The sequence below is a fragment of the Sulfitobacter sp. 1A13679 genome (assembly GCF_043557115.1).
Lineage (GTDB): Bacteria > Pseudomonadota > Alphaproteobacteria > Rhodobacterales > Rhodobacteraceae > Sulfitobacter > Sulfitobacter faviae.
This window is the reverse complement of sequence record NZ_JBIFFO010000006.1, coordinates 98,465-122,501: the sequence shown is the minus strand read 5'-3', so window position 1 is coordinate 122,501 and position 24,037 is coordinate 98,465. Positions and strand designations below refer to the sequence as shown.

20 protein-coding genes are annotated in these 24,037 nt (G+C 63.4%); 3 read left to right on the top strand and 17 right to left on the bottom strand.

The features are described 5' to 3' along the window. Nucleotides 1-12 precede the first annotated feature (12 nt). Together ACGYLA_RS06885 and ACGYLA_RS06880 are read right to left on the bottom strand one after the other, a co-directional pair. Nucleotides 13-591 (bottom strand): DUF1190 domain-containing protein, encoded by a 579-nt coding sequence (locus ACGYLA_RS06885; protein ID WP_394431342.1) that lies wholly within the window; start codon nucleotides 589-591, stop codon nucleotides 13-15. Nucleotides 592-630: 39 nt separating this feature from the next. After that, the gene (locus ACGYLA_RS06880; protein WP_394431340.1) at nucleotides 631-1,857 is read right to left on the bottom strand and encodes a glutathionylspermidine synthase family protein; all 1,227 of its coding nucleotides are present in this window, start codon (nucleotides 1,855-1,857) and stop codon (nucleotides 631-633) included. Between the two features lie 245 nt (nucleotides 1,858-2,102). Between ACGYLA_RS06880 and ACGYLA_RS06875 the strand changes: the two genes are divergently transcribed. From ACGYLA_RS06875 to ACGYLA_RS06865, 3 genes are read left to right on the top strand one after another with little or no spacing between them, the layout of a single operon-like run. Beyond that, nucleotides 2,103-2,609 (top strand): 2Fe-2S iron-sulfur cluster-binding protein, encoded by a 507-nt coding sequence (locus ACGYLA_RS06875; protein ID WP_394431337.1) that lies wholly within the window; start codon nucleotides 2,103-2,105, stop codon nucleotides 2,607-2,609. Further along, entirely contained in the window at nucleotides 2,606-3,592 is a 987-nt protein-coding gene (locus ACGYLA_RS06870; protein ID WP_394431335.1) for an FAD binding domain-containing protein, read from the top strand. The genes ACGYLA_RS06875 and ACGYLA_RS06870 overlap by 4 nt, the downstream gene beginning before the upstream one ends. Further along, nucleotides 3,589-5,778, top strand: coding sequence for a molybdopterin cofactor-binding domain-containing protein (locus tag ACGYLA_RS06865; protein WP_394431333.1), 2,190 nt, complete (start codon nucleotides 3,589-3,591; stop codon nucleotides 5,776-5,778). Before ACGYLA_RS06870 ends, ACGYLA_RS06865 begins: the two co-directional genes overlap by 4 nt. A gap of 55 nt (nucleotides 5,779-5,833) precedes the next feature. Here ACGYLA_RS06865 and xylB read toward each other — a convergent pair whose 3' ends face one another. The 15 genes from xylB to ACGYLA_RS06790 all read right to left on the bottom strand — a co-directional run bounded on the left by xylB (nucleotide 5,834) and on the right by ACGYLA_RS06790 (nucleotide 24,029). After that, nucleotides 5,834-7,279 carry a xylulokinase gene (gene xylB, locus ACGYLA_RS06860; RefSeq protein WP_394431331.1) on the bottom strand — a complete coding sequence of 482 codons (1,446 nt, stop codon included), beginning with the start codon at nucleotides 7,277-7,279 and terminating at the stop codon, nucleotides 5,834-5,836. A gap of 62 nt (nucleotides 7,280-7,341) precedes the next feature. Continuing rightward, the gene (locus tag ACGYLA_RS06855; protein ID WP_394431329.1) at nucleotides 7,342-8,289 is read right to left on the bottom strand and encodes an ABC transporter substrate-binding protein; all 948 of its coding nucleotides are present in this window, start codon (nucleotides 8,287-8,289) and stop codon (nucleotides 7,342-7,344) included. A 33-nt stretch (nucleotides 8,290-8,322) separates the two neighbouring features. Next, complete coding sequence (locus ACGYLA_RS06850; protein WP_394431327.1) at nucleotides 8,323-9,321, bottom strand: ABC transporter permease; 999 nt, start codon at nucleotides 9,319-9,321, stop codon at nucleotides 8,323-8,325. 11 nt (nucleotides 9,322-9,332) lie between these two features. Beyond that, complete coding sequence (locus ACGYLA_RS06845) at nucleotides 9,333-10,850, bottom strand: sugar ABC transporter ATP-binding protein (RefSeq protein ID WP_394431325.1); 1,518 nt, start codon at nucleotides 10,848-10,850, stop codon at nucleotides 9,333-9,335. Continuing rightward, nucleotides 10,847-11,983 carry a Gfo/Idh/MocA family protein gene (locus ACGYLA_RS06840; protein WP_394431324.1) on the bottom strand — a complete coding sequence of 379 codons (1,137 nt, stop codon included), beginning with the start codon at nucleotides 11,981-11,983 and terminating at the stop codon, nucleotides 10,847-10,849. The genes ACGYLA_RS06845 and ACGYLA_RS06840 overlap by 4 nt, the downstream gene beginning before the upstream one ends. Continuing rightward, nucleotides 11,983-13,038 (bottom strand): sugar phosphate isomerase/epimerase, encoded by a 1,056-nt coding sequence (locus ACGYLA_RS06835; RefSeq protein ID WP_067261237.1) that lies wholly within the window; start codon nucleotides 13,036-13,038, stop codon nucleotides 11,983-11,985. Before ACGYLA_RS06835 ends, ACGYLA_RS06840 begins: the two co-directional genes overlap by 1 nt. 22 nt (nucleotides 13,039-13,060) lie before the next feature. Next, nucleotides 13,061-14,356, bottom strand: coding sequence for a xylose isomerase (gene xylA / locus ACGYLA_RS06830; protein ID WP_394431321.1), 1,296 nt, complete (start codon nucleotides 14,354-14,356; stop codon nucleotides 13,061-13,063). After that, nucleotides 14,349-15,410 (bottom strand): LacI family DNA-binding transcriptional regulator, encoded by a 1,062-nt coding sequence (locus ACGYLA_RS06825; protein ID WP_394431319.1) that lies wholly within the window; start codon nucleotides 15,408-15,410, stop codon nucleotides 14,349-14,351. Before ACGYLA_RS06825 ends, xylA begins: the two co-directional genes overlap by 8 nt. 193 nt (nucleotides 15,411-15,603) lie before the next feature. Then, nucleotides 15,604-16,608: an ABC transporter ATP-binding protein gene (locus tag ACGYLA_RS06820; protein ID WP_394431317.1), complete on the bottom strand. Its 1,005-nt coding sequence runs from the start codon at nucleotides 16,606-16,608 to the stop codon at nucleotides 15,604-15,606. Further along, the gene (locus ACGYLA_RS06815) at nucleotides 16,605-17,573 is read right to left on the bottom strand and encodes an oligopeptide/dipeptide ABC transporter ATP-binding protein (RefSeq protein ID WP_394431315.1); all 969 of its coding nucleotides are present in this window, start codon (nucleotides 17,571-17,573) and stop codon (nucleotides 16,605-16,607) included. The genes ACGYLA_RS06820 and ACGYLA_RS06815 overlap by 4 nt, the downstream gene beginning before the upstream one ends. Then, nucleotides 17,573-18,487 carry an ABC transporter permease subunit gene (locus tag ACGYLA_RS06810; protein ID WP_394431313.1) on the bottom strand — a complete coding sequence of 305 codons (915 nt, stop codon included), beginning with the start codon at nucleotides 18,485-18,487 and terminating at the stop codon, nucleotides 17,573-17,575. The genes ACGYLA_RS06815 and ACGYLA_RS06810 overlap by 1 nt, the downstream gene beginning before the upstream one ends. Before the next feature lies 1 nt (nucleotide 18,488). Next, nucleotides 18,489-19,406, bottom strand: a complete 918-nt coding sequence (oppB, locus tag ACGYLA_RS06805; protein WP_394431311.1) for an oligopeptide ABC transporter permease OppB — start codon at nucleotides 19,404-19,406, stop codon at nucleotides 18,489-18,491. A gap of 93 nt (nucleotides 19,407-19,499) precedes the next feature. Further along, entirely contained in the window at nucleotides 19,500-21,116 is a 1,617-nt protein-coding gene (locus ACGYLA_RS06800; RefSeq protein WP_394431309.1) for a peptide ABC transporter substrate-binding protein, read from the bottom strand. Nucleotides 21,117-21,307: 191 nt separating this feature from the next. Continuing rightward, nucleotides 21,308-22,339, bottom strand: coding sequence for a proline racemase family protein (locus tag ACGYLA_RS06795; RefSeq protein ID WP_394431306.1), 1,032 nt, complete (start codon nucleotides 22,337-22,339; stop codon nucleotides 21,308-21,310). Then, on the bottom strand, nucleotides 22,332-24,029 hold the full coding sequence (locus tag ACGYLA_RS06790; RefSeq protein ID WP_394431304.1) for an aconitase X: 1,698 nt from the start codon (nucleotides 24,027-24,029) through the stop codon (nucleotides 22,332-22,334). Before ACGYLA_RS06790 ends, ACGYLA_RS06795 begins: the two co-directional genes overlap by 8 nt. Between the last annotated feature and the right edge of the window lie 8 nt (nucleotides 24,030-24,037).

The window sequence follows — 24,037 nt, the reverse complement described above, 5'->3', positions numbered from 1 at the left end:
CGTCAGCGCCGATCAGCCACCAAAGCCGCGCGATCCGCCAGAGCGGCCAAAGCCGCCGCGCGATGCGGCGGTGGCGCGGGTCATCGAGGTCTTGCCGATGGTGGTGCTGGGCCGGGTAAATTGCGAAGTGCTGAGTTTGGCCGCGCCGCGATTTGTCGAATAGGTGCTGGAGCGCGCGGCATTGGTGAAGCGCCCATCGGAGGTTTTGTAAAGCGGCTGTGCCGCCGCCATGCCGGCGCGGTTGCTCATCATATTGCCGATCAGATAGCCCGCCAGCAAGGGCATGAAAATGCCACCCGATCCGCCTTGAGTCGCCGCCTCTTCCGAGCCACAAGCGCCTGCGCCATGCTGCTCTTCGCAGACCTCAAGACTGTCGTAGCGCGGGGCGGATTCCACATGGAGCGTTTGCGCCGCGTCAAAGGCGGTTTCGCATTCCTGTTCGCTGTACATGCCGCCACGGGCGGCGTCGGCAAGACAGCTTTGCAGGTCGGGAAAGGCGGCGGCGTCGACCTTTTCTTCCTCACAGCCAGCAAGGGTGAAGGCGGCGGCGCCGACGATGGCGATGGAAACCCGTTTCGAGCGTTTGGTCATAATGGTCGTCTTTCTGCCAAGGGGCGGCGGAGCGGTGGGCTATGCCAGAATGTAGTGCGGTTTGAAGCGTGACAAATCCTGCGTGATGCGCGATCGGTCTTCGCGGATGCCGATGCCCGCGCAGGTCTCTCCCACGATCCATGAGCCGATCACCGGGCGGAAACCGTCGAATGTGGGCAGCGGGGCATAGGCCTGCACGATGCGCGGATGCTCGGCGTAATCAGAGTTTTGCGACTGTTCGATCACCTTACCGGACTGGTGGATCGTGACCGAGGCCCCCTCGCGCGAAAGGATCGGCTTGCGCACATGCGCCTCGGCCAGTTCCGCCGCGGCACGGTCAAAGGCGTCGGCGCAGGCGGGGGCGGCGGGGCCGCGTCCGGCGAGCGCATCGGCCACATCAGCCTCGAAAAACGCGGGCAGCAGATTGGGGTGGCCTTCAAACATCTGCCACAGCACGGGCAGAAGGCCCTTGTTTGACAAAAGCGCTTTCCACGCAGGCTCCAAGAACAGACAGCCTGAGCCTTGGATATGGGCGGCGTAGTCATCGCGCAGCAGGTCTTCCCATGGGTACAGTTTGAACAGGACGGCAATGCGGCGGTCTTGATCATCAAGGAAGTGGCCATCGTCGCTTAGCCCGATCTTGTCGAGATCGCAGTAATGCGCGCCCAGCCCCGCCTCGCGTGCGGCCCAGCCCATGGCTTCGACGGTGCCGTAGTCTTCGGGGTTGTCGGCCACGGCGGTGAAATGCAGATCGCTGTCCTGCTCGAAGACATCGCTAAAACGGGCGACCAGCGCCTCATGAATGCCGTTGAACTGATCCGTGCCCTCGGGCAACAGGCCTGCTTTCAACTGGTCCTCAAGCCACTGCCACTGAAAGGCCGCGCTTTCGTAAAGCGAGGTCGGTGTATCTGCGTTATATTCCAACAGCTTGGCCGGGTTTGTGCCGTCATAGGCCAGATCGAAACGGCCATAGATCTCAGGATCGCCCCGGCGCCAGCTGTCGGCCACAAGATCGCGGTAGGCATCTGGAATGGCAAGCCGGGTCATCAACTCTTCGCTGGCGATGATCTTGGCCACGGCCTCGCGGCACATGGCGTGAAGCTCGGTCGAAGGGTCTTCGATGTCATTCTCGATCTGGGTGAGGGTGAATGCATAGGCCGAGGTTTCGTCCCAATAGGGTTCGCCATGCATATCGGCAAAGGTAAAGCCCACCTCTTGCGCATGGGCGCGCCAGTCGTTCCTTTCGGGCAATGTGATCTTTTGCAACGGTTCGCTCCCCCGGTTTCGACCTCGCTTCTAATCGGCTTTGGGCCAAGCGGCCAGAGGGGGCGGCGGTTGGACGCGGCTGCAAAGTCAAAAATCCCGTAATCATGGTTATGTTACTTAATTGCGCCGCCCCAGCTCCACCAGCCACACCCGCTTGCCGCTCATCCACGCCGCCCTACGTCCCGAGGCAGCCGATAGCCGGAGGGGGCCGCTCCTCCGCCCCCATTTAGCCAAAGGAAATTGCCGTGGAAACGAATCTGACCATCAATGGCACGAAGCAGCGGCTGGATCTCGATCCCCGCACAACGCTGCTGGATGCGCTGCGCCACCATCTTGGACTGACCGGCAGCAAGAAGGGCTGCGATCACGGGCAATGCGGCGCCTGCACGGTCATGGTGAATGGCCGCCGGATCAACGCTTGTCTGACATTGGCCTGTATGCATGACGGCGATGAGGTGACCACCATCGAAGGCATCGGAGCGCCCGGCAACCTCAGCCCGCTGCAAGAAGCCTTTGTCAGCGAAGACGGGTTCCAATGCGGCTATTGCACGCCGGGGCAAATCTGCTCGGCCACCGCGATGTTGGAGGAGATCGCCGAGGGCTGGCCCAGCCATGTGACCGATGATCTGGAGGACAAGCCTGCGCTGACCACGGAAGAGATCTCGGAACGGATGAGCGGCAATCTCTGCCGGTGTTCGGCCTATCCCAACATCGTCGAGGCGATCCGAAAAGCGGCGGGAGAAAGCGCATGAGACCATTCGACTATACCCGCGCCGAAAACACAGAGGCCGCCGCGCGGCAAGCAGCCAGCGGCGGTACCTTCATCGCCGGGGGTACCAACCTTTTGGATTTGATGAAGCTGGAGGTCATGACCCCCGAGGCGCTGATCGACATCAACCGGCTCGACCTTGGCGAGATCGAAGAGACCGAAGACGGCGGGCTGCGCATCGGGGCCTTGGTGACCAACAGCGATCTGGCCAATGACGCCCGCCTGCGCAAGGGCTGGCCGGTGCTGAGCCGTGCGTTGCTGGCCGGGGCCAGCGGGCAGTTGCGCAACAAGGCGACGACTGGCGGCAACCTGCTGCAACGCACGCGCTGCCTGTATTTCTACGACCGCGCCATGCCCTGCAACAAACGCGCGCCGGGCACGGGCTGTTCGGCGAAGGAGGGGTTTAACCGCATCCTCGCCGTCTTGGGCACTTCGGAGCATTGCATCGCCACCCATCCCAGCGACATGGCCGTGGCCATGCGGGCGCTCGGGGCCGAGGTGGAGACACTGAAGGAGGACGGCAGCACGCGCCGGCTGACACTGGATGAACTTTACCTGCTGCCCGGAGAGCGGCCTGATCAAGAGACCGTTCTAGAGCCGGGCGAATTGATCACCGCCGTGGTGCTGCCCGCGCCGGTGACGGGCAAACAGACCTACCGCAAGGTGCGGGACCGGGCTTCTTATGCCTTTGCCCTCGTCTCGGTCGCCGGGATCGTCGAGATGAAAGGCGGGCGGATCACCCGTGCCGATCTGGCCTTTGGCGGGCTGGCGCCGAAACCTTGGCGCAATGCCGAGGTGGAGGATCTGCTGACCGGCAACGCGCCTTCCGAAGACCTTTTCAACAAAGCCGCCGATCTGCTGCTGGCCGAGGCCAAAGGCTATGGCGCGAATGATTTCAAAATCCCCCTCGCCCGCCGCACGCTGGTGTCGGTGCTGAACGAACTTACCGCGGAGGCCCAGCAATGACCGAGCAATTCAAGATGGACGCGCCTGCCACCGCCCGCAGGCTGGACGATATGGCGCAGGGGCTTGTCGGCGCGCCGCTGGACCGCCCCGAAGGGCCGCTGAAGGTGAGCGGAACGGCGACCTATGCCAATGAATGGCAGGTCGAGGGCATGGTGCATGGCGTCATGGTCCGCGCGCCGGGCAATAGCGGCCGGGTGGTCTTGGCCAACCGCGAAGCGGTGGCGCAAATGCCGGGGGTATTGGCCGTGATCCAAGACCCGCGCCTGCTGCGCAACCCCGCGCAAGGCACCGCGAACCAAGCACCCATACAGGGGCCGGAACAGGCCGCCTACCTCGGCCAGTTGATCGCCGTGGTCGTCGCCGAGGAATTCGAACAGGCCCGCCATGCGGCGCAATCGCTGAAGGTGGCGTTGGAGAATGGCGAGGTCATGCCGGTCGATCCCGCCACTGCGGCGGTCGAGCCGCAGGAGGCGAAGATCTTGGATCAGGGCGATCTGGACGGCGCTATGGCCCAGGCCGCTTTCTCGGTCGATGTAACCTATACCACCCCGTCGCATTCCAGCACCCCGATGGAGCCGCATGCCTCCATCGCCTCATGGGACGGGGAGGATCTAACCCTGCGCGGCAGCTATCAGATGTTGAAATACAACCGCAATGAACTGTCCGATGCCTTGGGCATCCACCCCGACCGGCTGCGCATCCTGTCGCCCTATGTCGGGGGCGGCTTCGGGTCGAAACTCGGCATTGCGCCCGAGGCCGTCGCGGCAGCGATAGCCGCGAAAGAGGTGGGCCGCCCGGTCTCTGTCGCGCTGCATCGCCAGCAGGTCTATGAGGCGACGATGCGCCGGTCCGAAACCACGCAGCGGGTGCGCCTTGCCGCCGATGCCGAAGGTCGGCTGACCGGGCTGGGCCATGACGCGCGGGTGTCCAACCTGCCCGGAGAGAGCTTTGCCGAGCCGGTCTTGCAGGCGTCGCATTTCCTCTATGCCGGGGCGAACCGCAAGATGTCGATGGATTTGGCGCGGGTGCACCGGCTTTGCGCAGGCTCCGTCCGCGCGCCGGGCGAGGCGGTGGGCGTCACCGTTTTCGAAGGCGCGATGGATGAACTAGCCGAGAAGATCGGCATGGACCCTGTCGAGCTTCGCCGCCGCAACATCCCCGAGAAGGACCCCGAAAGCGGCAAGGAGTTCTCCTCTCGCCGTTTCCGGGAGGCCCTCGACAGCGGGGCCGAGACATTCGGCTGGGCCGACCGCCCCGGCGTCAAGGAACGGCGCGAGGGGGAATGGCTGATCGGCTATGGCATGGCCTCCGCCGCGCGCGTCAACGTGTTGATGGAGAGCCAAGCCCGCGTGACGCTGATGCCCGATGGCCGCCTGCAGGTCGAAACGGATATGACCGATATCGGCACCGGCACCTATGCGATCTTGGGCCAAATCGCGGGCGATATGATGGGTCTGCCACGCGATGCGGTCGACGTGGTCTTGGGCGATACCACCCTGCCCCCGGCATCTGGTTCCGGCGGGTCGTGGGGCGCGTCGTCGAGCGGCACCTCGGTCTATCTGGCCTGCGAGGCGATCCGCAGACAGCTCGCCGCAAGGCTGGAGGTGGAGGAAGGCGATCTCATGCTCAAGGACGGCATGGCGACCTTTGACAACCAGACCCGCAGCCTGAACGATATCCTGAACGGGGATGAGATTGCCAAAGTGGGTCACGTCCAGCCCGGCGATACTTCTGAGGCAGTGCGGCAGGCCACCTTCGGGGCCTATTTCGCCGAGGTCGCGGTGCATGCCGCGTCGGGCGAGACGCGGGTGCGGCGGATGCATGGCACCTTTGCTGCCGGGCGGATCCTGAACGCCAAAACGGCACGGTCACAATGTCTGGGAGGCATGACCTTTGGCATCGGCATCGCACTGACCGAGGAGTTGGCCTTTGACCCGCGCGACGGCCATGTGGCCAACCACAACCTCGCGGAATACCACATCCCGGTGAACGCGGATGTGCCGCAGTTGACCGTCGATCTGCTGGAAGAGCGAGACGATTGGGCCAACCCGCTACAGGCCAAAGGGATCGGCGAATTGGGCATCTGCGGCGCGGCGGCAGCGATCACCAATGCGATCTACAACGCCACCGGCGTGCGGGTGCGTGACTATCCCGCCACTTTGGACAAGGTGATTGCCGGGATGTGATGAGAGGGGGCGGCCTGATGGCCGCCCCTTTTCTTGCCGGTCTTGCGCTTGATGCCTACTGCGCCAGCCGCTGTTCCCAAGCCGCACGGAAGTTGGCATAGCGCTCCGCATAGGCTGACGTGAGCGCGAGGTTGGGCGCGATGCTTTTGCGTATCTTCGGGGGGCGGATCACCTCGGCCTCCGCCGCCTCTCCATAGCCCAGCATCGCCAGCCGCGCCGCGCCGAGCGCCGCGCCCTGCGCACCGCTTTCTGGCACATCGAGGGTCAGCCCGGTGATGTTAGCGATCATCTGCAACCATGTCTCCGACTGGCTGCCGCCGCCCGCCACGCAGACCCGTTCGGGGAAGGAACCACAGTGGTCAAGGGCGCGACAGCAGTCGGCAAAGGCAAAGCCCACCCCCTCCATCACCGCTTGAACCATGTCGGGCAACCCATGCGCGCGGCGTAGCCCGTGGAAGGCTCCGGCGGCATCGGGGGCGTTATGCGGCGTCCGCTCGCCCGAGAGGTAAGGTAGGAAGGTGATCGCAGAGGGCTGGCTAACCGCATCGACCATCCCCGCCAAAGCCGCCGGGCTTTGCCCCGTGATCTGTCCCAGCCATGCCAAAGCGTCGGTTGCCGATAGGATCACCCCCATCTGGTGCCAAGTCTTCGGCACCGCGTGGCAAAAACTATGCACCGCGCTTGCGGTGTTGCTGGCGAAACGGTCGGTCACGGTGAAAAGCACGCCAGAGGTGCCGAGCGACAGAAACCCCTGCCCCGGCTGCACCAGCCCCAGCCCCACGGCGGTGGCGGCATTGTCCCCCGCGCCGCCCGCGACGGTGACGTTACCGACACCCCACTCCGCGGCAAGCTCAGCCCGAAGCCCGCCCGCCCGCGCGCTGCCTTCGACCAGTCGCGGCATGTGATCGCGGCTAAGCTCCGTGGCGGCGAGCAGTTCATCCGACCAATCGCGTTTTTCCACGTCGAGCCAGAGCGTCCCCGCCGCGTCGGACATTTCCGAGACATGCTCCCCCGTCAGCCAAAGACCGACATAGTCCTTGGGCAGCAGGACCTTGCGGACCTGCGCGAAAATCTCCGGCTCATGTTTCTGCACCCACCGCAGCTTGGGCGCGGTGAAGCCCGCCATGACGATATTGCCACCCAGCCCGCGAAAATCGGCGCGCTCTTCCAGTTCCGCGCATTCGGCATGGGCGCGGCCATCGTTCCACAGAATCGCCGGGCGCAGGGGCCGGTCATTGGCATCCAGCAGCGTGGCGCCGTGCATCTGGCCCGAGACGGCAATGCCGCGCAGCGCCGCGAATGCCTCCGGGGCCGCGGCGCGGACCTCGGCGATGGCAATCTCGCAGGCGGTGATCCATGAATGGGGGTCTTGCTCGCTCCACATCGGGTGCGGGCGCTGAACCTCCAAGGGGGCATGACCCTCGGCCAAGGGCCGTTGGCCTTCGTCGATCAAAAGCGCTTTGACGCCCGAGGTGCCAAGGTCCAAGCCGAGATAGGTCATGCGGTACTCGTTACTTCACAAATAAGAGGGAGCCACCGGCAGGCTGCCGGTGGCCTTGGCCATTAGAACGGGCTGTCGGGATAGTAGAAATCCATCGCGTTCTCTTGCGTCACCAACACCGAGCCGATCACGAAAGTGCCCGAGACCGGCGCGTTGGAGGTGAGGCCCACGGCGGTCAGCTCAATCGCGGTGGCGATCATCGACGGCGGGTAGGTCACATTGGCCGGGATCATCTCATCGCCATCGGCGGTGCGCTTGATCATCTCTTTCATACCGGCCCCGCCGAGCACGAATTTCACATCGTCACGCCCCGCCGCTTCGATCGCGGCCAGCACGCCAATCGCCATATCGTCGTCCGAGGCCCAAACCGCGTCGATATTGGGGTATTTCGACAGGAAATCCTGCATCACGGTAAAGCTGTCGTCGCGGTTCCAGTTGCCATGCTCCATGTCGAGCACATTGATGCCGGAGCCTTCGATCGCCGCGTTGAAACCCTCGACACGCTCGTTGTCGATGGTGGTGGGGATGCCGCGCAGCACGACGATGTCGCCGCCATCGGGCATTTGCTGGGCCATGAATTCACCCGACACCTTGCCAAAGCCGCTGTTGTCGCCCGCAACGTAAAGGTCTTGGATGCCCTCAACGGAGAGGCCACGGTCCACCACGGTGACCCATGCACCGCTGTCGGCAACGGCTTGCACCGGCGGGGTCAGCGGGTCGGATTCAAAGGGCAGCACCACCAGCGCGTCGATGTCGCGCGTGGCGACCATGTCTTCGATGTCGTTCACCTGTTTGCCGGGGTCCGACGCGGTGGCGAGAACGAAGTCGAGATCGGAATAGACCTCTTCCAGACGTTCGACGGTTTCCTTGGCGTGGAAGTTCATGCCCCCCGCCCAGCCGTGGGTCGCCGCCGGGATCGAGACACCGATGACTTTGGTGTCTTGGGCAAAGGCGGCGGTGCCAACAGCCGTGGCCAGCGCGGTGGCAATGAATGTTTTGGTAAATGTCATATTTGCTCCTCCCATGAAGCGTTCAACTACGGCTTAAAGCGCCGTCTTCCTTTCGCGCTGTAGGATCACAGCGAGAATGATGATAATCCCTTGGATCGCGCCGTTGAGATAGGGCGACACGAAATCGGTGAGGTTGAGGATATTGCCGATCAGGCTGAGGATCAGCACGCCGATGACGGTGCCCCAGACCCGACCGAAACCGCCCTTGAGCACGGTGCCGCCAATGATCACGGCGGCAATCGCCTCCAACTCCCACAGCACCCCGGTGGAGGCCGAGGCAGAGCCGAGGCGGGGCACATACATGATCGTCGCGATGCCCACCAAGATGCCCAAGGCGGCATAGGAGATTAGACGGGTGCGATTGACGTTCACATTAGAATAATGCGCCACATGTTCGTTCGACCCGGTGGCGGCGCAGTGGCGGCCATAGACGCTGCGCGACATGATGATCTCACCAATGATGACCACCAGCGCGAAGACGATGATCGGCCAACTGATCCCGAGGATGCCGTCGAAATACACGGGCCGGTAAAAGCTGCGCAGACCGAAATCGAGCGACAGGGTGCCGCCATCCGCCAGCCAAGTCACCAGCGAGCGGTAAATGCCCATGGAGCCGAGCGTGACGATGAAGGCTTCGATGCCGAGGGCGGTGATCAAAAAGCCGTTCAACAGCCCCGCCAGCAGCCCCGCGACGATGGCCGTGAACATGCCCAAGAGGATGATCGGCACGCCGACACCGAGGCTCGGCAAGGCGGCGTTCATCACCAAAATCATCAGCCCCGCGATAAAGGCCGCCATCGACCCCACCGACAGGTCAAGCCCGCCCGCGGTGATGACAAAGGTCATGCCCACCGCGATGATCCCGATAAAGGCCGAGCGGGCGAGGACGTTGGTGATATTCGCCGCACTCAGGAAGTTGGAATTCAGCGCCGTGCCGATCAGCAGCAGAACGATCAGCGCGATGATCGGCCCGAGGACAGACATCGACGGCATCCGGAAGCTTTTGTTTTGAGGTGTGGTTACATCTGTCATCTTCGGTTTCCTTAGGCCGTCATCGGCATTTGTTCGGCGCGCAGCCCCAAGGAGAGGCGGACAATCGCGTCTTCCGTGATCTCGCCCGCGTTCAGCGTGCCGCTGACCTCACCCAAACGCATGACCATCACGCGGTCGGCAAGACCGATGAGTTCGGGCATCTCGGAGGTGATCACGATAATGGCGTGGCCCTGATCGGCCAATTTGCGCAGGAAGGCATAGATTTGCTGCTTGGTGCCGATGTCGATGCCGCGGGTGGGTTCATCGACGATCAGGATGCGCGGCTCGGAGAGCATGATCTTGGCCAGCAGCAGTTTCTGCTGGTTGCCGCCCGACATATTGCCGACGCGCACATCACGGCTGCCCGCGCGAATGTCGAACTCGCCAATGGCCTCTGTCAGGGCGGTTTCCTCTGCGTTGCGGTCGATCAGGAAGCCGCCGAATTTATGCAGGTTTTGCAGGGTCAGGTTCTCACGCATGCCGCGTTCCAGCAGCAGACCGCGCAGCTTGCGGTCTTCGGTCAGATAGCACAGCCCGGCCTGTTGCGCGTCGCTTGGCCGCTTGAACTGTACCGGCTCCCCAAAGAGGGTGACGCGCTCGGCACTCGCCGGGCGCAGCGCGGCAAGGCCCTCCATCACCTCGGTCCGGCCAGAACCGATCAGCCCGCCCAGCCCGAGGATCTCCCCCTGTCGCAGCGAAAAGGACACATTGCTGGCAAAGCCCGGCACGCTGAGGTTTTCGACCGAAAGCACCTCTGGCGCGCCCCGCTCTACACCGGGTTTGGCGGGGTAGAGGTCAGAGACATCGCGGCCCACCATGGCGGTGGCCATCTCGTCTTCGGTGATCTCAGAGGTCGGGCTGGATTGCACCACCGCGCCATCGCGCATGATGGTGACATGGTCCGAGATCTCGGCCACTTCGTCCAGCTTATGGGAGGTGAACAAGACCGCCGTTCCCGCCGCGCGCAGGGCCGCGACCTGTTTGAACAGCACATCGGTCTCGCGTTTGGTCAACACCGCCGTCGGCTCGTCCATGATCAACACCCGCGCATCGCGCGACAGGGCCTTGGCGATCTCGACCATCTGTTTGTCGGAATTCGACAGGCGCGAGACCAGCGCATCCGGAGAGACGTTGCAGGCCACCCGATCAAGATAGTCCCGCGTGCGCCGCCGCATCTCGGCCTTGTCGAGCAGCGGCCCGCGTTTCAACTCGCGGCCCAGAAAGATGTTCTGCTCAACAGTCAACTGCTCCGCCAAGTTGAACTCTTGGTGGATCATCACGATCCCGGCCATCTCGCCCTCGTGCAGACTGTCGAAACGGACCGCTGCACCGTCAAGTTCGACAGCGCCCTTGGAGGGCAGTTGATAGCCCGCCATGATCTTCATCGTCGTCGATTTGCCCGCCCCGTTCTCACCGATCAGCGCATGAACGGTCCCCGGCTCTAGCGCGAGGGTCACGCCGTGCAGCACTTCGATAGAGCCGAAGCTCTTGCTCACGTCGCGCAGGGCAAGAACGGGGGTGGCACTCATAGCTTGGTCCACGCCGCATCATTGGCCGAGGAGGTGACGCAGGCGTTGATGAAACGCATCCCCGCCATGCCCGCCGTGATGTCCGGCAGCACGCCCATGGCGCTTTCGCGGCTCGCCCCGCCCTGCACGGCGCGGATCGCATCGGCGGCCTCGTTATAGATCGTGGCAAACCCTTCGAGGTACCCTTCGGGGTGGCCGCCGGGAATGCGGCTTACCGATTGCGACGCCTCAGACGCCCCTGCCCCGTTGCGGGTGATCAGGCGCTTCGGCTCTCCCAAGGGCGTGAACCACAGGTAATTGGGATCCTCTTGCGACCATTCCAAACCGCCCTTGTCGCCATAGATACGCAGCTTCAGCGCGTTCTCATTGCCGGGGGCAACTTGGCTTGACCACAGCATGCCGCGCGCGCCGCCAGCAAAGCGCAGCATCATATGGGCGTTGTCATCCAGCTGGCGCCCCGCGCCCCAGCTTTGCAGATCGGCGGCAAGGCTTTCGACCTCCAGACCGCTGACAAAACAGGCAAGGTTATGGGCATGGGTGCCGATATCCCCCACAGAGCCGCCCGCGCCCGAGCGTGCGGGATCGGTGCGCCATTCGGCCTGTTTGACGCCTTCGTTCTCCGCTGGGGCAGTCAGCCAGTCCTGCGGATATTCCGCCTGCACGATGCGGATCTCGCCCAGATCGCCTGCCTCGACCATTTCGCGGGCTTGGCGGATCATCGGATAGCCGGTGTAGTTATGGGTGAGGATGAAGAGCGCCTCGGCCTCCGCGACGCTGGCCGCCAACGCCTCCGCATCCTCCAGCGTGGAGGTCAGGGGCTTGTCGCAGATCACATGGATGCCCTTGGCCAAGAAGGCCTTTGCGGCAGCGGCATGAACGTGGTTGGGCGTGACGATTGAAACCGCCTCGATCCCGTCCTCGCGGCCGGCTTCGGCCTCGGCCATCTCTTCGAAACTGCCGTAGGAGCGCGGGATGCCCAAAGCCTCCGCACTGGCGGCGGATTTCTCGGGGGTCGAAGACAGCGCGCCCGCGACCAGATCGAACCGGTCGTCGATGCGCGAGGCGATGCGGTGCACCCCGCCGATAAAGGCGTCATTGCCGCCGCCCACCATGCCAAGTCGAATACGTGCCATCAGTCGATCCCCAGCATTTTGCGGTTTGCCGCCTCATCGGTGCCGCCATCGGCGAAGTCGTCAAAGGCTTTGTCGGTCACGCGAATGATGTGATCTGAGACGAATTGCGCCCCCTCACGCGCCCCGTCTTCGGGGTGCTTGAGGCAACATTCCCATTCCACCACGGCCCAGCCATCGAAATCATTCGCCGCCATTTTGGAAAAGACAGCGCCGAAATCAACCTGCCCGTCACCCAGCGACCGGAACCGCCCGGCGCGGTCCGTCCAGCTTTGATAGCCCGAATAGACCCCCTGACGGCCCGTCGGATTGAACTCCGCATCCTTGACGTGGAACATCTTGATCCGGTCTTTGTAGATGTCGATGTTATCAATGTAATCAAGACATTGCAGGACGTAGTGGCTGGGGTCATAGAGCATGTTGGCGCGCGCGTGATTGCCCGTGCGCTCTAGAAACATCTCATAGGTGATGCCGTCATGCAGGTCTTCACCGGGGTGGATTTCATAGCAGACATCGACACCGCAATCCTCGGCGTGGTTCAGGATCGGCAGCCAACGCGCGGCGAGTTCGTCAAAGGCCGTCTCAATCAGCCCGGCAGGCCGCTGCGGCCAAGGGTAGACATAGGGCCAAGCCAAAGCGCCCGAGAAGGTCGCATGCGCGCCGATCCCCATGTTCTTGGACGCCGAAAGCGCCAGTTTGACCTGCTCGACCGCCCATTCCTGCCGCGCCTTGGGATTGCCGCGCACTTCTTCGACGGCGAAGCCGTCAAAGGCCGTGTCATAGGCCGGATGCACGGCGACCAACTGGCCCTGAAGGTGGGTCGAAAGCTCGGTCACCTCCACGCCGTTTTCGACCGCCTTGCCCTTGAACTCATCGCAGTAATCCTTGCTCGACGCGGCCTTGGCCAAGTCGATCAGCCGCGCGTCCCAACTGGGCACCTGCACGCCTTTGTAGCCACAATCGGCGGCCCATTTGGTGATGCTGTCCCAAGAGTTGAAGGGCGCCTCATCGCCCGCGAATTGCGCCAGAAACAGCGCCGGTCCCTTGATCGTCTTCATAATGTTCCTCCCTCTCCCCGGCTCAAACGAACCGGTTCACGATGTTCTCCAGAATTTCCTGCCGGCCCGAGCGGGGCTGCGGGTTAATGCCGTCTTGGACGACCTGCGCGGCGATTGAGGCCAGATCCCCCTCCAGCATCGCCTTGGCCTTGGGCGTCTCCCACCCCGCGTAGCGCTCGGCGCGCATGGCCTCAATCGTGCCATCCTCCAGCATGGCGGCGGCGGCTTTGAAGCCCCGCGCGCAGACATCCATCGCGCCCGCATGGGCCGCGACCAGATCGATGGGGTCAAGCGATTGCCGCCGCAGCTTGGCGTCGAAATTGGTGCCGCCGGTGGTGAAACCGCCCGCCTTCAGCACCTCGTAATAGGCCAGCGCCACTTCGGGCACGTTGTTGGGGAATTGATCCGTGTCCCAGCCCGATTGATAGTCGTTGCGGTTCATGTCGATCGAGCCGAAAATCCCCAAGGACGCGGCGAGCGCCAGCTCATGTTCGAACGAATGGCCCGCAAGGATCGCATGGCCCTGTTCGATGTTCATCTGAACTTCGTTCTCCAGCCCAAACTCCTTGAGGAAACCATAGACCGTGGCCACGTCGAAATCATACTGGTGTTTGGTCGGCTCCTGCGGCTTGGGCTCAACCAGAATGGCGCCTTTGAAGCCGATCTTGTGTTTGTATTCCACCGCCATCTGCAAGAAGCGCCCGGCCTGCTGGCGTTCGCGTTTCAGATCGGTGTTCAGCAGAGTCTCATAACCTTCGCGCCCGCCCCAAAGGACGTAGTTCTGACCGCCCAGCTTATGGGTCGCGTCCATGCAGGCTTTGACCGTGGCGGCGGACCAAGCGAAAATCTCAGGGTCGGGGTTGGTCGCCGCGCCCGACATGAAGCGCCGGTGGCCAAAGAGGTTCGCCGTGCCCCAAAGCAGCTTGGTTTGGGAGCCTTCCATCTTGGTGCCGAGATAATCAATGATCTCTTCGAAATTGCGAAGGCTTTCGGCGAATGTGTCCCCCTCGGGGCGGATGTCGGCATCGTGCCAGCAAAAGAAGGGCGCGTTCAGCAGATCGAACATCTCAAAGGCCACATCGGCCTTGAGCTTTGCCAAATCCATCGTGTCACCGAACCACGGGCGATCGAAGGTCTGCCCGCCAAAGGGATCGCCGCCCGGCCATGCGAAGGAATGCCAATAGGCCACGGCGAAACGCAGGTGATCTTCCATCCGTTTGCCCATGACGATCTCGTCAGGGTTGTAGTGGCGAAAGGCCAGATCGGCCCCCTCGGGATCATAGGTGAGGGGCTTTATATCTTTAAAGAAATCAGTCATTTATCTTGGCCTTCATCTTATCGGTCAATGTGTCGGCGGGCAGATTGTCCCGCACATAAATCGTCGGCACGAGGTCCGGCATCGGCGGCAACTCCTTTTGGTCGATCAGCGCGCGCAAGACGGTGAAGGCGCGGTTGATCTCGACATCCGGGCGCTGGTCGATCACCAGATCGATATGCCGATCAAGCAGCGCCTGACGCGAATGCGCGACCAGTTCATGCACCACGCAGAAGGGCCGCTCTCCCTGGCCCTCTTGCAGGGCTGCGACCAACCCACTGTTGCCCGCGCCCACGTTGTAAAGTGCTGTCAGCTCCGTCTGTTCGAGCGCCTGACGCGTCTGCGCGTTCAGCACCTGCGCGTCGTCCTTCGTCATGATCGGATCCAGCAATTCAACCTGTGGGAAATCGGCCTGCAACACTTCGCGAAAGCCGGTCAGACGCTCCGCGTGGTCGCGCGCGTCCAGCGAGCCTGCAAAGGTCTGCACCCGCCCGCCCTGCCCGCCATGGGCAAGCCCCACCATGCGGCCCGCGGTGCGCCCGGCGGCGATGTTGTCGATCCCGATATAGGCGGCGCGGGCGACCTGCGGCAGGTCGGAGACGAGGCCCACCACGGCCACCCCCTTTTCGCGCAGGGCGGCCAAAGGTGCCTCAAGCGCCGCGCTTTGCAAGCCGACGATGGCGACACCGTCGAAATCCCGTTCCAGCAGGTCCGAAATGCTGTCTTGCAGCCCTTCGACGGCGAAGGCCGCGACCTCGATCACCTCGGCGGTGACGCGTTCGGTGGCCTGATGGGCGGCGGTATGGTCGATGTGTTGACGGATGCGGTTGAAAAAGGCGTTGGAGCCGCGGGGGATCAGGAAAGCGAGCCGGTAGACCCGCCCGCGTGACAGGTTCGCCGCCGCGACATTGCGCACATAGCCAAGTGCTGCGACCGCTTCGCGCACCTTGGCGATGGACTTTTCCGCCACGTTGCCGCGGTTGTTGATCACCCGGTCCGCGGTGGCATAGCTCACCCCGGCAGCGCGTGCGACATCGCTTAACGTCGGACTTGTCATGGCCCCTCCCCCGCGCGCTGGCCCTCCCAGCCTGCGCATCTCGGGGCCTATCTAGGGGGATATTTTGATATACGTCAATCATTTTTGATAGACGTATATCATTTTTCGCGGATAGGGCGGGGCGGCGGCGAACGTAAACCGCCCCTAAAGGTCTGATTATTCTGAAGTTTTCATGCCGAAACCGCCCACAAACTTACCGCGCCGCGGTCTCGCTGGCTTGCAGCGGGCCGGGGTGAATGCAAGCGACTTGATGCAGCGACTCGCCCGGTTGCGGCACCACCTGCGCGCAATCGGCCTGCGCCCGCGGGCATCGGCCCCGGAAGGCACAACCCGAGGGCGGGTTCATCGGCGAGGGCATGTCGCCGCTCATCGGCACGATCTGCTTGGCGCGCTCGGCGATCGGATCGGGGATTGGCACGGCCGAGAGCAGGGCCTGCGTGTAGGGATGCTGCGGGTCGTCGTAGAGCTGCGCCTTTGGTGCCTTCTCCATAACGCGGCCAAGGTAGAGCACCATGACCTCGTCCGAGATGTTCTTCACCACGCTGAGGTCATGGGCGATGAAGATCATCGCTAGCCCCAGATCGCGCTGCAACTCTTTCAGAAGTTCAATCACCTGCGCCTGAATCGAGACGTCGAGTGCCGAAACCGGCTCGTCGCAGATCAGCAGCTTCGGCTCCACGATCAGCGCACGGGCGATGCCGATGCGCTGGCACTGGCCGCCGGAGAACTCATGCGGGTAGCGGTTGATCATCTGCGGCAGCAGGCCCACGCGCTCCATCATCTGAGCCACCCGGGTGCGACGCTCGCGCGCGGGCACGTCGGGGCGGTGGGTCTTCAGCGGCTCGGCGATGATCTGACCCAGCGTCATACGCGGGTTGAGCGAGGCGAGCGGGTCCTGAAACACCATCTGGATCTCGGACCGGTAGGGCTTCATCCGGCGCGGGGAGAGCGACAGAAGATCGGTCTCGCCCTGCCACATGACCTGCCCCTCGGCGGGGACCATCTGGATCAGCCCGCGCGCGAGGGTGGATTTGCCGCAGCCGGATTCGCCCACAACGCCGAGGGTCTTGCCGGGCTCCAGATCGAAGCTCACCCCGTTGACCGCGTGCAGGATGCGCGGCTTGGTCCAGGGCATGTCGCCGGCGCGGGTGATCGGGAATTTGACGTGAAGGTCGCGGACGGAAAGCAGCGGGCTCATGCGGTGACCTCCGCGATGGGACGGTGGCAGGCGCGGGCGCGCGCGCCGTCGAAGGGGGCCAAGGGTGGCATCACGCGGCAATCGTCGCCGACGTAGTCGCAGCGCGGGCGGAAGGGGCAGCCTTCGGGCGGGGCCGCCATGTTGGGCGGGTTGCCGGGGATCGCCTTCATCGTGGCGTCCTCGTCATCGACGCGCGGCACGGCGGCCAAAAGGCCGCGGGTGTAGGGATGCGTCGGCTGGGCAAAGAGCGGCTCGGTCGGGCCTTGCTCCATCACCCGACCACCGTACATGACCAGCACCCGCTCGCAGAAGCCTGCGACAACGCCGAGGTCATGGGTGATGAGGATCGTGGCCATGCCGAAATCCTTTTGCAGATCGCCCAAGAGGTCCATGATCTGCGCCTGTACGGTGACGTCGAGCGCGGTGGTCGGCTCGTCTGCGATCAGCAGGTCGGGCTTGCACAGCAGCGACATGGCAATCATCACCCGTTGGCGCATGCCGCCCGAGAACTCGTGTGGGAAGAGGCGAATGCGTTCCTTGGCCGCCGGGATTTTCACCGCGTCCAGCATCCGCACCGATTCCGCGAGCGCATCGCGTTTGGACAGGCCTTGGTGCAGGGTCAGCACCTCGGTCATCTGGTCGCTGATCCGCATGTAGGGGTTGAGCGAGGTCATCGGGTCCTGAAAAATCATCGCGATGCGCTCGGCCCGGATCTTGTTCAGTACCTTGGGCTTGGCGCCGAGGATTTCTTGCCCATCGAAACGGATCGACCCACCGGTGCGCCCGTTGGGCGCTAGCAGTCCCATGATCGAGAATGCGGTCTGCGATTTGCCCGAGCCGCTTTCGCCGACGATGCCGAGGGTCTCGCCCCGGTTGATCGAGAGCGACAGGTCGTTGACCGCATGTACGGGGCCGTCTTCGCCGTCGAAGGTGACGGAGAGCTTGTCGATTTCCAACAGAGACATCAGCGATCCTTGGGGTCGAGCGCGTCACGAAGCCCGTCGCCGATGAAGAACAGGCCGAACAGCGTGAGACAGAAGAACAGCAGCGGGAAGCCCAACTGCCAGGTGGTGCCATAGGCGATGGTGCCCGCCCCTTCGGAGATCAGCGCCCCGAGGGAGGTCAGCGGCTCCTGCACGCCGAGGCCGAGGAAGGAAATGAAGCTTTCGGTCAGGATCATCAGCGGGACCAGCAGCGTGGCATAGACGGCGATAACACCCAGAAGGTTGGGCACGATGTGGCGCAGGATGATGACCGGGGCCGAGACGCCGGTGGCGCGGGCGGCCTCGACGAATTCGCGGCCCTTGATGGTCAGGGTCTGGCCGCGCACGATGCGGGCCATCTCCATCCAGGAAATCAGGCCGACGCCAGCAAAAAGGATGGTGATCGAGCGGCCATACATGACCAAGAGCAGGATCAGCACGAACATATAAGGCACGGCCATGAAGATATCGACGAGGCGCATCATGATGCTGTCGGTGCGCCCGCCGAAGTAGCCCGCCACCGCGCCGTATAGCGTGCCGACCACGCAGGCGATCAGCGCGCCCACGAGGCCGACGGCGAGGCTAATCTGGGTGCCCTGTACGGTACGGGCGAAGAGGTCGCGGCCCAGATCGTCGGTGCCGAAGTAATGGCCGCTTTCAATAGACGGCCCGCCGAGTTCCACGATCTGGCCCATGACGTTGTAGTCGAGTTCCTCGTTCGACCATTGCGCAAGGCTGTTGCCGAAGAGCGCGAAAGCCACCACGAAGCCGAGGATCACCAATCCCATCAGCGCCGCCTTGTTGCGAAAGAACCGCCGCCGCGCATCGGCCCAAGGGGAGCGCCCCTTGCCCGCAAGCTCGCTGGCTTCGACCCGTTGTTCGGATGTCATCACCATGTCAGTACCGGATCTTGGGGTCGATCCATCCGTACAGGATGTCGACCACGAGGTTGAAGAAGATCGTCAGCGCGCCGACGAGGATCGTCACCCCCATCATCACCGCGTAATCGCGGTTGAGCGCGCTGTCGACGAAGGCCTTCCCGATGCCGCCGGTGGAGAAATAGATGTCGACCACCACGGAGCCGGTGATCATCGCGACAAAGGCCGGCCCAAGGTAGGAGATTACGGGCAACATCGCAGGTTTCAACGCATGGCGGAGGATGACTCGGCGCTCGGGCAGCCCTTTGGCGCGGGCGGTGCGGATGTGGTTGGAGGTCAGCACTTCCAGCATCGAGGAGCGGGTAATCCGCGCAATCGACGCCATGAAGGACGTGGACAGGGCGATCACTGGCATGATCCAATATTCCGGTCCCTGCCAGCCGCCACCCGGCAGCCAGCCAAGCCAGAGCGTGAAGACCAGCACGAGGATCGGCGCCATCACGAAGTTCGGCAGCACCTGCGCCCCGATGGAGACGCCGACGGCGGCATAGTCCAGCGCCGAGTTGTGCCGCACGGCGGCGGCGACGCCGAGGCTCACGCCGACGATGACCGCCACGGCGAAGGACAAAAGGCCATAGGTGAGCGTGATCGGGAAACCTTGGGCGATGATCTCGTTCACCGAACGGTCCTTGTAAACAAAGCTCGGCCCGAAATCGAATTCGGTCACGATGCCCCAGACGTAAGTTGTGATCTGCTTCCACAGCGGATCGTCGAGCCCGTATTTCGCATTGAGGTTGGCCAACACCTGCGGCGGCAACTCGCGCTCCGAGGTGAAGGGGCCGCCGGGGGCGGAATGCATCAGCAGGAAGGAGATGACGATCAAGACCAGAAGCGTCGGAATAGCGATAGCAAGGCGCTTGAGGATGTAACTGAGCAAGAGGCGCGCGCTCCGAATACGGGGTTTGTGGGGGTGTAGAATAGAATCGGGCAGCCCGTGCCATAACCGCCGGGCTGCCCGAATGTCGAGAGGTTACTCCGCGGTACGGTAGAGGTCTTTGCCGTACCACGTGTTGTTCACGTTGTTCTCAGGCAGACCTTCGATGTCTTCCGCGATCATGTCGACGTTCGCGTAGTGGTAGATCGGGATGATCGGCATTTCCTCGGCCAAAATCTTCTCCGCTTCTTGATAAAGCGGCTGCGGATCTTCGGCGGTCTTGCTGTCCTTCATGAGCTTGTCATAGGCGTCGTTATAGAACTCGCCGTTGTTGTGGCCCGAATAGGAGGTCATGAGGTCGAGATAGGTCGACGCCTCGTTGTAGTCACCGCACCAAGCATAACGCGCCATGTCGTAGTCTTGGTTCTGCATCCGGTCGGTGTGGACCTTCCACTCATAGTTGTCGAGCGTGAGGTTCACGCCGATCTGCTTGAGCATCTGCGAGGCCGCGATGGCGATCTTCTTGTGATCTTCCGAGGTGTTGTACTGCAGCGTCAGATCCAGCGGGTTGTCGGGCCCGTAGCCTGCCTCGGCCAGCAGCTCCTTGGCTTTCTCCACGCGCTGCGCTTGATCCATGTTGTCGGCCCAGTCCAGTTCGGGACGCTCGAAATCGGCGATCGCCCAGTGGGTCCAGTTGTACGAAGGTTTCTGGCCGCCTTGCAGGATGCGGTCGACGATGATGTCGCGGTCGATGGCATAGGCCAGCGCCTTGCGCACATTGACGTTTTTCAGCGCCTCCGGCCCCTTCTCGCCCACGTTCAGCATGTAGATGTAGGAGCAGTTATAGGGGGTGGAAACCGCCTGTTCGGGATACTCTTTCTTCAGACGCGGATACTGCCCGGCGGGGATGTCCACGCGGTCCAGCTCACCGGCCAGATAGCGGGTCAGGGCTTGGTTCACGTCGTTGATCGTCAGCGCGATGATCTCTTCCATCACCACGTTCTCGGCGTCCCAATAGGTGTCGTTCTTCTCCATCACGACACGCTCGCCCAGCTGGTGTTCGACCAGCGTATAGGCGCCGTTGCCGACAAGCGTGCCTGCATCGGTCCAGTCGTCGCCATGTTCCTCGACCACGCTTTGCAGCACGGGGAAGGTCGAGCCGTGCACCAGCATCTGCGGGAAATAGGGCAGCGGCGTGGTGATCTTGACCTCAAGCGTATAGTCGTCGATGGCGCGGATGCCCAGCTCCTCGGGGGACTTGTCCCCGGCGATGATCTCAGGCGCGTTCTCGACCTGCATCAACTCCATGTACCAGGCGTATTCCGAGGCGGTCGCCGGGTCGGCCAGACGGCGCCATGAATAGACGAAGTCATTCGCGGTGACCGGCTCGCCGTTGGACCACTTGGCGTCGTCGCGCAGGTTGAACGTATAGGTCTTGCCGTCTTCCGAGACTTCGTGATCGAGCGCCACACCGGGGACCAGCTCACCGTTGCCATCTTCGTTGTAGAGCCCCTCGAAAAGGTTGCGCAGCACGTCTGAGCCTTCAACGTCGGTGTTGATCTGCGGGTCCATCGACTTGATCGCGTCGAGCAGCCAGAAGGTATAGGTTTGATCGTCGGCAAGATTCACGCCCTCGGGCACATCGGCGGCATGGGCCTGAAACGCAAGGCTCAGCGCCAATGCGGAGGATGCGAGTGTGGTGCATAGCTTCATGGTGACTCTCCGTTGTTTGAAAGTTCGTGTTCTGATTGAAAAGTAATCAATCGAAAACGAAGAGCACATGCAAGACGTTGCCTCGCGTCAGCCAAACACGGCGGCTTCGCGCCGAGGCGGCGCGAGGTTGTAAAGACTGGCCCCGCCCCCGGTCTGCCCCGGGCGGCGGGGTTCAACGTGGCAAAGGGCGCCTAGCCGCGCGCGCCCCATGTGTCGGACAGGCGGTAGCCGCCCGGCCAAGGGTCATCGGGGTCGAGCATATGTTGATGGATGCCCGTGACCCAGCCCCGGCCCGACAGTTCTGGCTGGATGGCCATATGTTCGCCCACCCGCGTCTCGCTTAAGATGCGCCCTGTGAAGGTCGACCCGATCAGCGACACGGTGGTCAGACTGTCCTCCAGCCCCATTTCCCCCCGCGCGTGCAGCAGGGCCATCCGCGCGCAAAGGGCGGTGCCAGTGGGCGAACGGTCCACCTTGCCGGGCTGGATCGCCACCGCCGCCCCGGCGCGCAGGCCGGTCTCATCGCGGGTCACCGGACCGGCGAACAGGCAGAAAGAGAAATGCTGCCAATCAGGGTTCTCAGGGTGGTCGAACCGCATCGCCGCATTGGCCGCATCGGTGATCCGCACGCCGAGCCGCGCGATGTCATGGGCCTCATGCGCCTCTAGCGAAAACCCCATGGCGGCGGCATCGACGACCACAAAACTGTCGCCGCCATAGGCGGTATCGACAGTGAGCGTGCCCAGCCCTTCGACCTCAAGCGGCACATCCAGACGCGCCGCGAAACTTGGCAGGTTCTGTACGAAAATACGCTCCGCCTTGCCATTGCGACATTCGGCGCGAACCTTCACCAGCCCGCCCGGCGCTTCGAGGGTTAGCTCCGTCACAGGTTCCGTCATCGGCAGGATGCCTCCGTCGAGCAGCACGGTCGAGACGCAGATCGAATTGGAACCGGACATCGGCGGCGTGTCCTCCGGCTCCATGATGATGAAGGCCGCATCGGCGCGGGGGTCTTTCGGCGGCACCAGCAGGTTCACATGGCGAAACACCCCGCCGCGCGGCTCGTTCAACACGAAGTTGCGCAACGTCTCATCCCGCGCGATCCAGCGGCTTTGCTCCCACAGCGTCTCGCCCGGCGGCGGGGTGACACCGCCCACAATCACGTCGCCGACCTCGCCCTCGGCATGGGCCGAGATCACATGTACCGTCTTGCTGCTACGCATTGCTTGTTTCCTCTTCGGCCAGCCATGGCGGCAAAGCCTCCCCGGCCTGCCCGGTCACGGCTGCCTCGACACAGTCCGCGATACTGCCAAAGCGCACCTCCCGGCCCGACAGTCCGGGGGCGTAATGGGCGTATTTACCGGAGTTCGTCATCAACACCTTGGCCGAGGGCGGGAAGACCGGCTCGGAGATCGAACACCAGCAGATATCGGGCACGACTTGCACGCCCGCCGCTTCGAGCCGCGCCACGGTGCCGTCATCGCGCGCCGCTTGTAACGTGTCTTGGCCAAGCGTCACGATCACCGCCGTGTCGGCATGGCGCTTGCGCCCGGCAAGGGCGGTGTCGAGCGCGCGGCATTCTGCGTGGGAGAAATGCGGGCTGCCAAAGGCCACGAGGTCGACCTTCGCCGCCCCCGCGTTGAACTGTCGCCAAACACGCCGCAGGTCATCGGATGTGAGGCGGACCGTATCGGCCTCCGCGACAGGGGGCAGATCGGCCTCGGGTGTGATCCCGGCGACATGCAGCATTGGGGCTGCGGAGGTGGTGCCAAAGGCCGCGCAGAGCGCTTTGAGATCGTCATCATTCGGGGCGGCCCCCTCCAACCCGCGCAAAAGCGGGATCCGGTCCGGGGCGGCCTGCCCCGCCAGCCAGCCCAGCATCGGCCAGATCGCCTCGTCATACTGCGCGGGCAGCGCCACTTCGATCACCCGGCGCGGGGCGCGGTGTTCCTCTAGATAGACCCCTGAGAGCGGCGCGCGCGCCGTGAGCGCGATGCACAGGTCGAGAAAATCGGGATGTTTCACCGTCCGCGCGCCAAGCACGCTATTGGCATAGATCACCGCGTTGGACTCCGACCACGCGATGAACTCGCCGCGTTCGGGCGGGGCCGGCAATTGGTAGGGCGCACAAGTGAAACTGGGCCGCGCGCCCATCGTGACATAGGCGTCGGCCAAACGGCTGGCGGGCAGGCCAAAGTCCGGCGGCACGCCTTGATCGCGCCAATTGCCGTGATCGACCGAGATCGCATTCATCGTCGTCGGCACACGCACCTTCGAGCCCATATCGGCCATGGTCTGGGCAAAGAGCAGGTTGGCAGGGCTGGCGTAGATGCAGCCGTCGATATGCACGCGCGTCACGTCGACCAGCCGCTCGGCCCCCTGCCCCCGGGCCATGGTGCAGGTGATCTCCATCGCCAGTTGCACGGCCTTGCCTTCGGCCCCGTCCAGCATCGCTTGATCCTCGGCGGTGAGATGCAGGGCGCGGGCGGGCCTGTCCGACAGGGGCAGATCCCAGTCATCGGTGCTGAGCATCTCAGGCGTGATCCGCGCGCTGCGGGATTTGGCGAGCAGGTCGTAATCCTCGGCCCCGAGGCGCAGCACCGCGAGCGGCTTGTCGAACATCTTCCCCGCGATCAACGCGCCCAGGGTCAGGATGTCTTCGGCCTCACGAAACACGAGGGCAGCAGGGGCATGACCGTTCAACGCCAGTTCCAGCAGCACGCCGCTGCCGGTGCAGGAGCCGCGGCTGGTGGGCATGAGCAGGATCTTCCCCGCCAGCGACTGACCGCAAAGCGGGTGATGCGCATCGATGACCTTGCCCGTGGCCGGATCGACGCCGCCCCAGAAACTCAGCCCCTCAGAGGAAGCCAGCACCGCGCCTTGGGCTGCGGCGGGAACGATGATATGCGCCATGGGGAGCC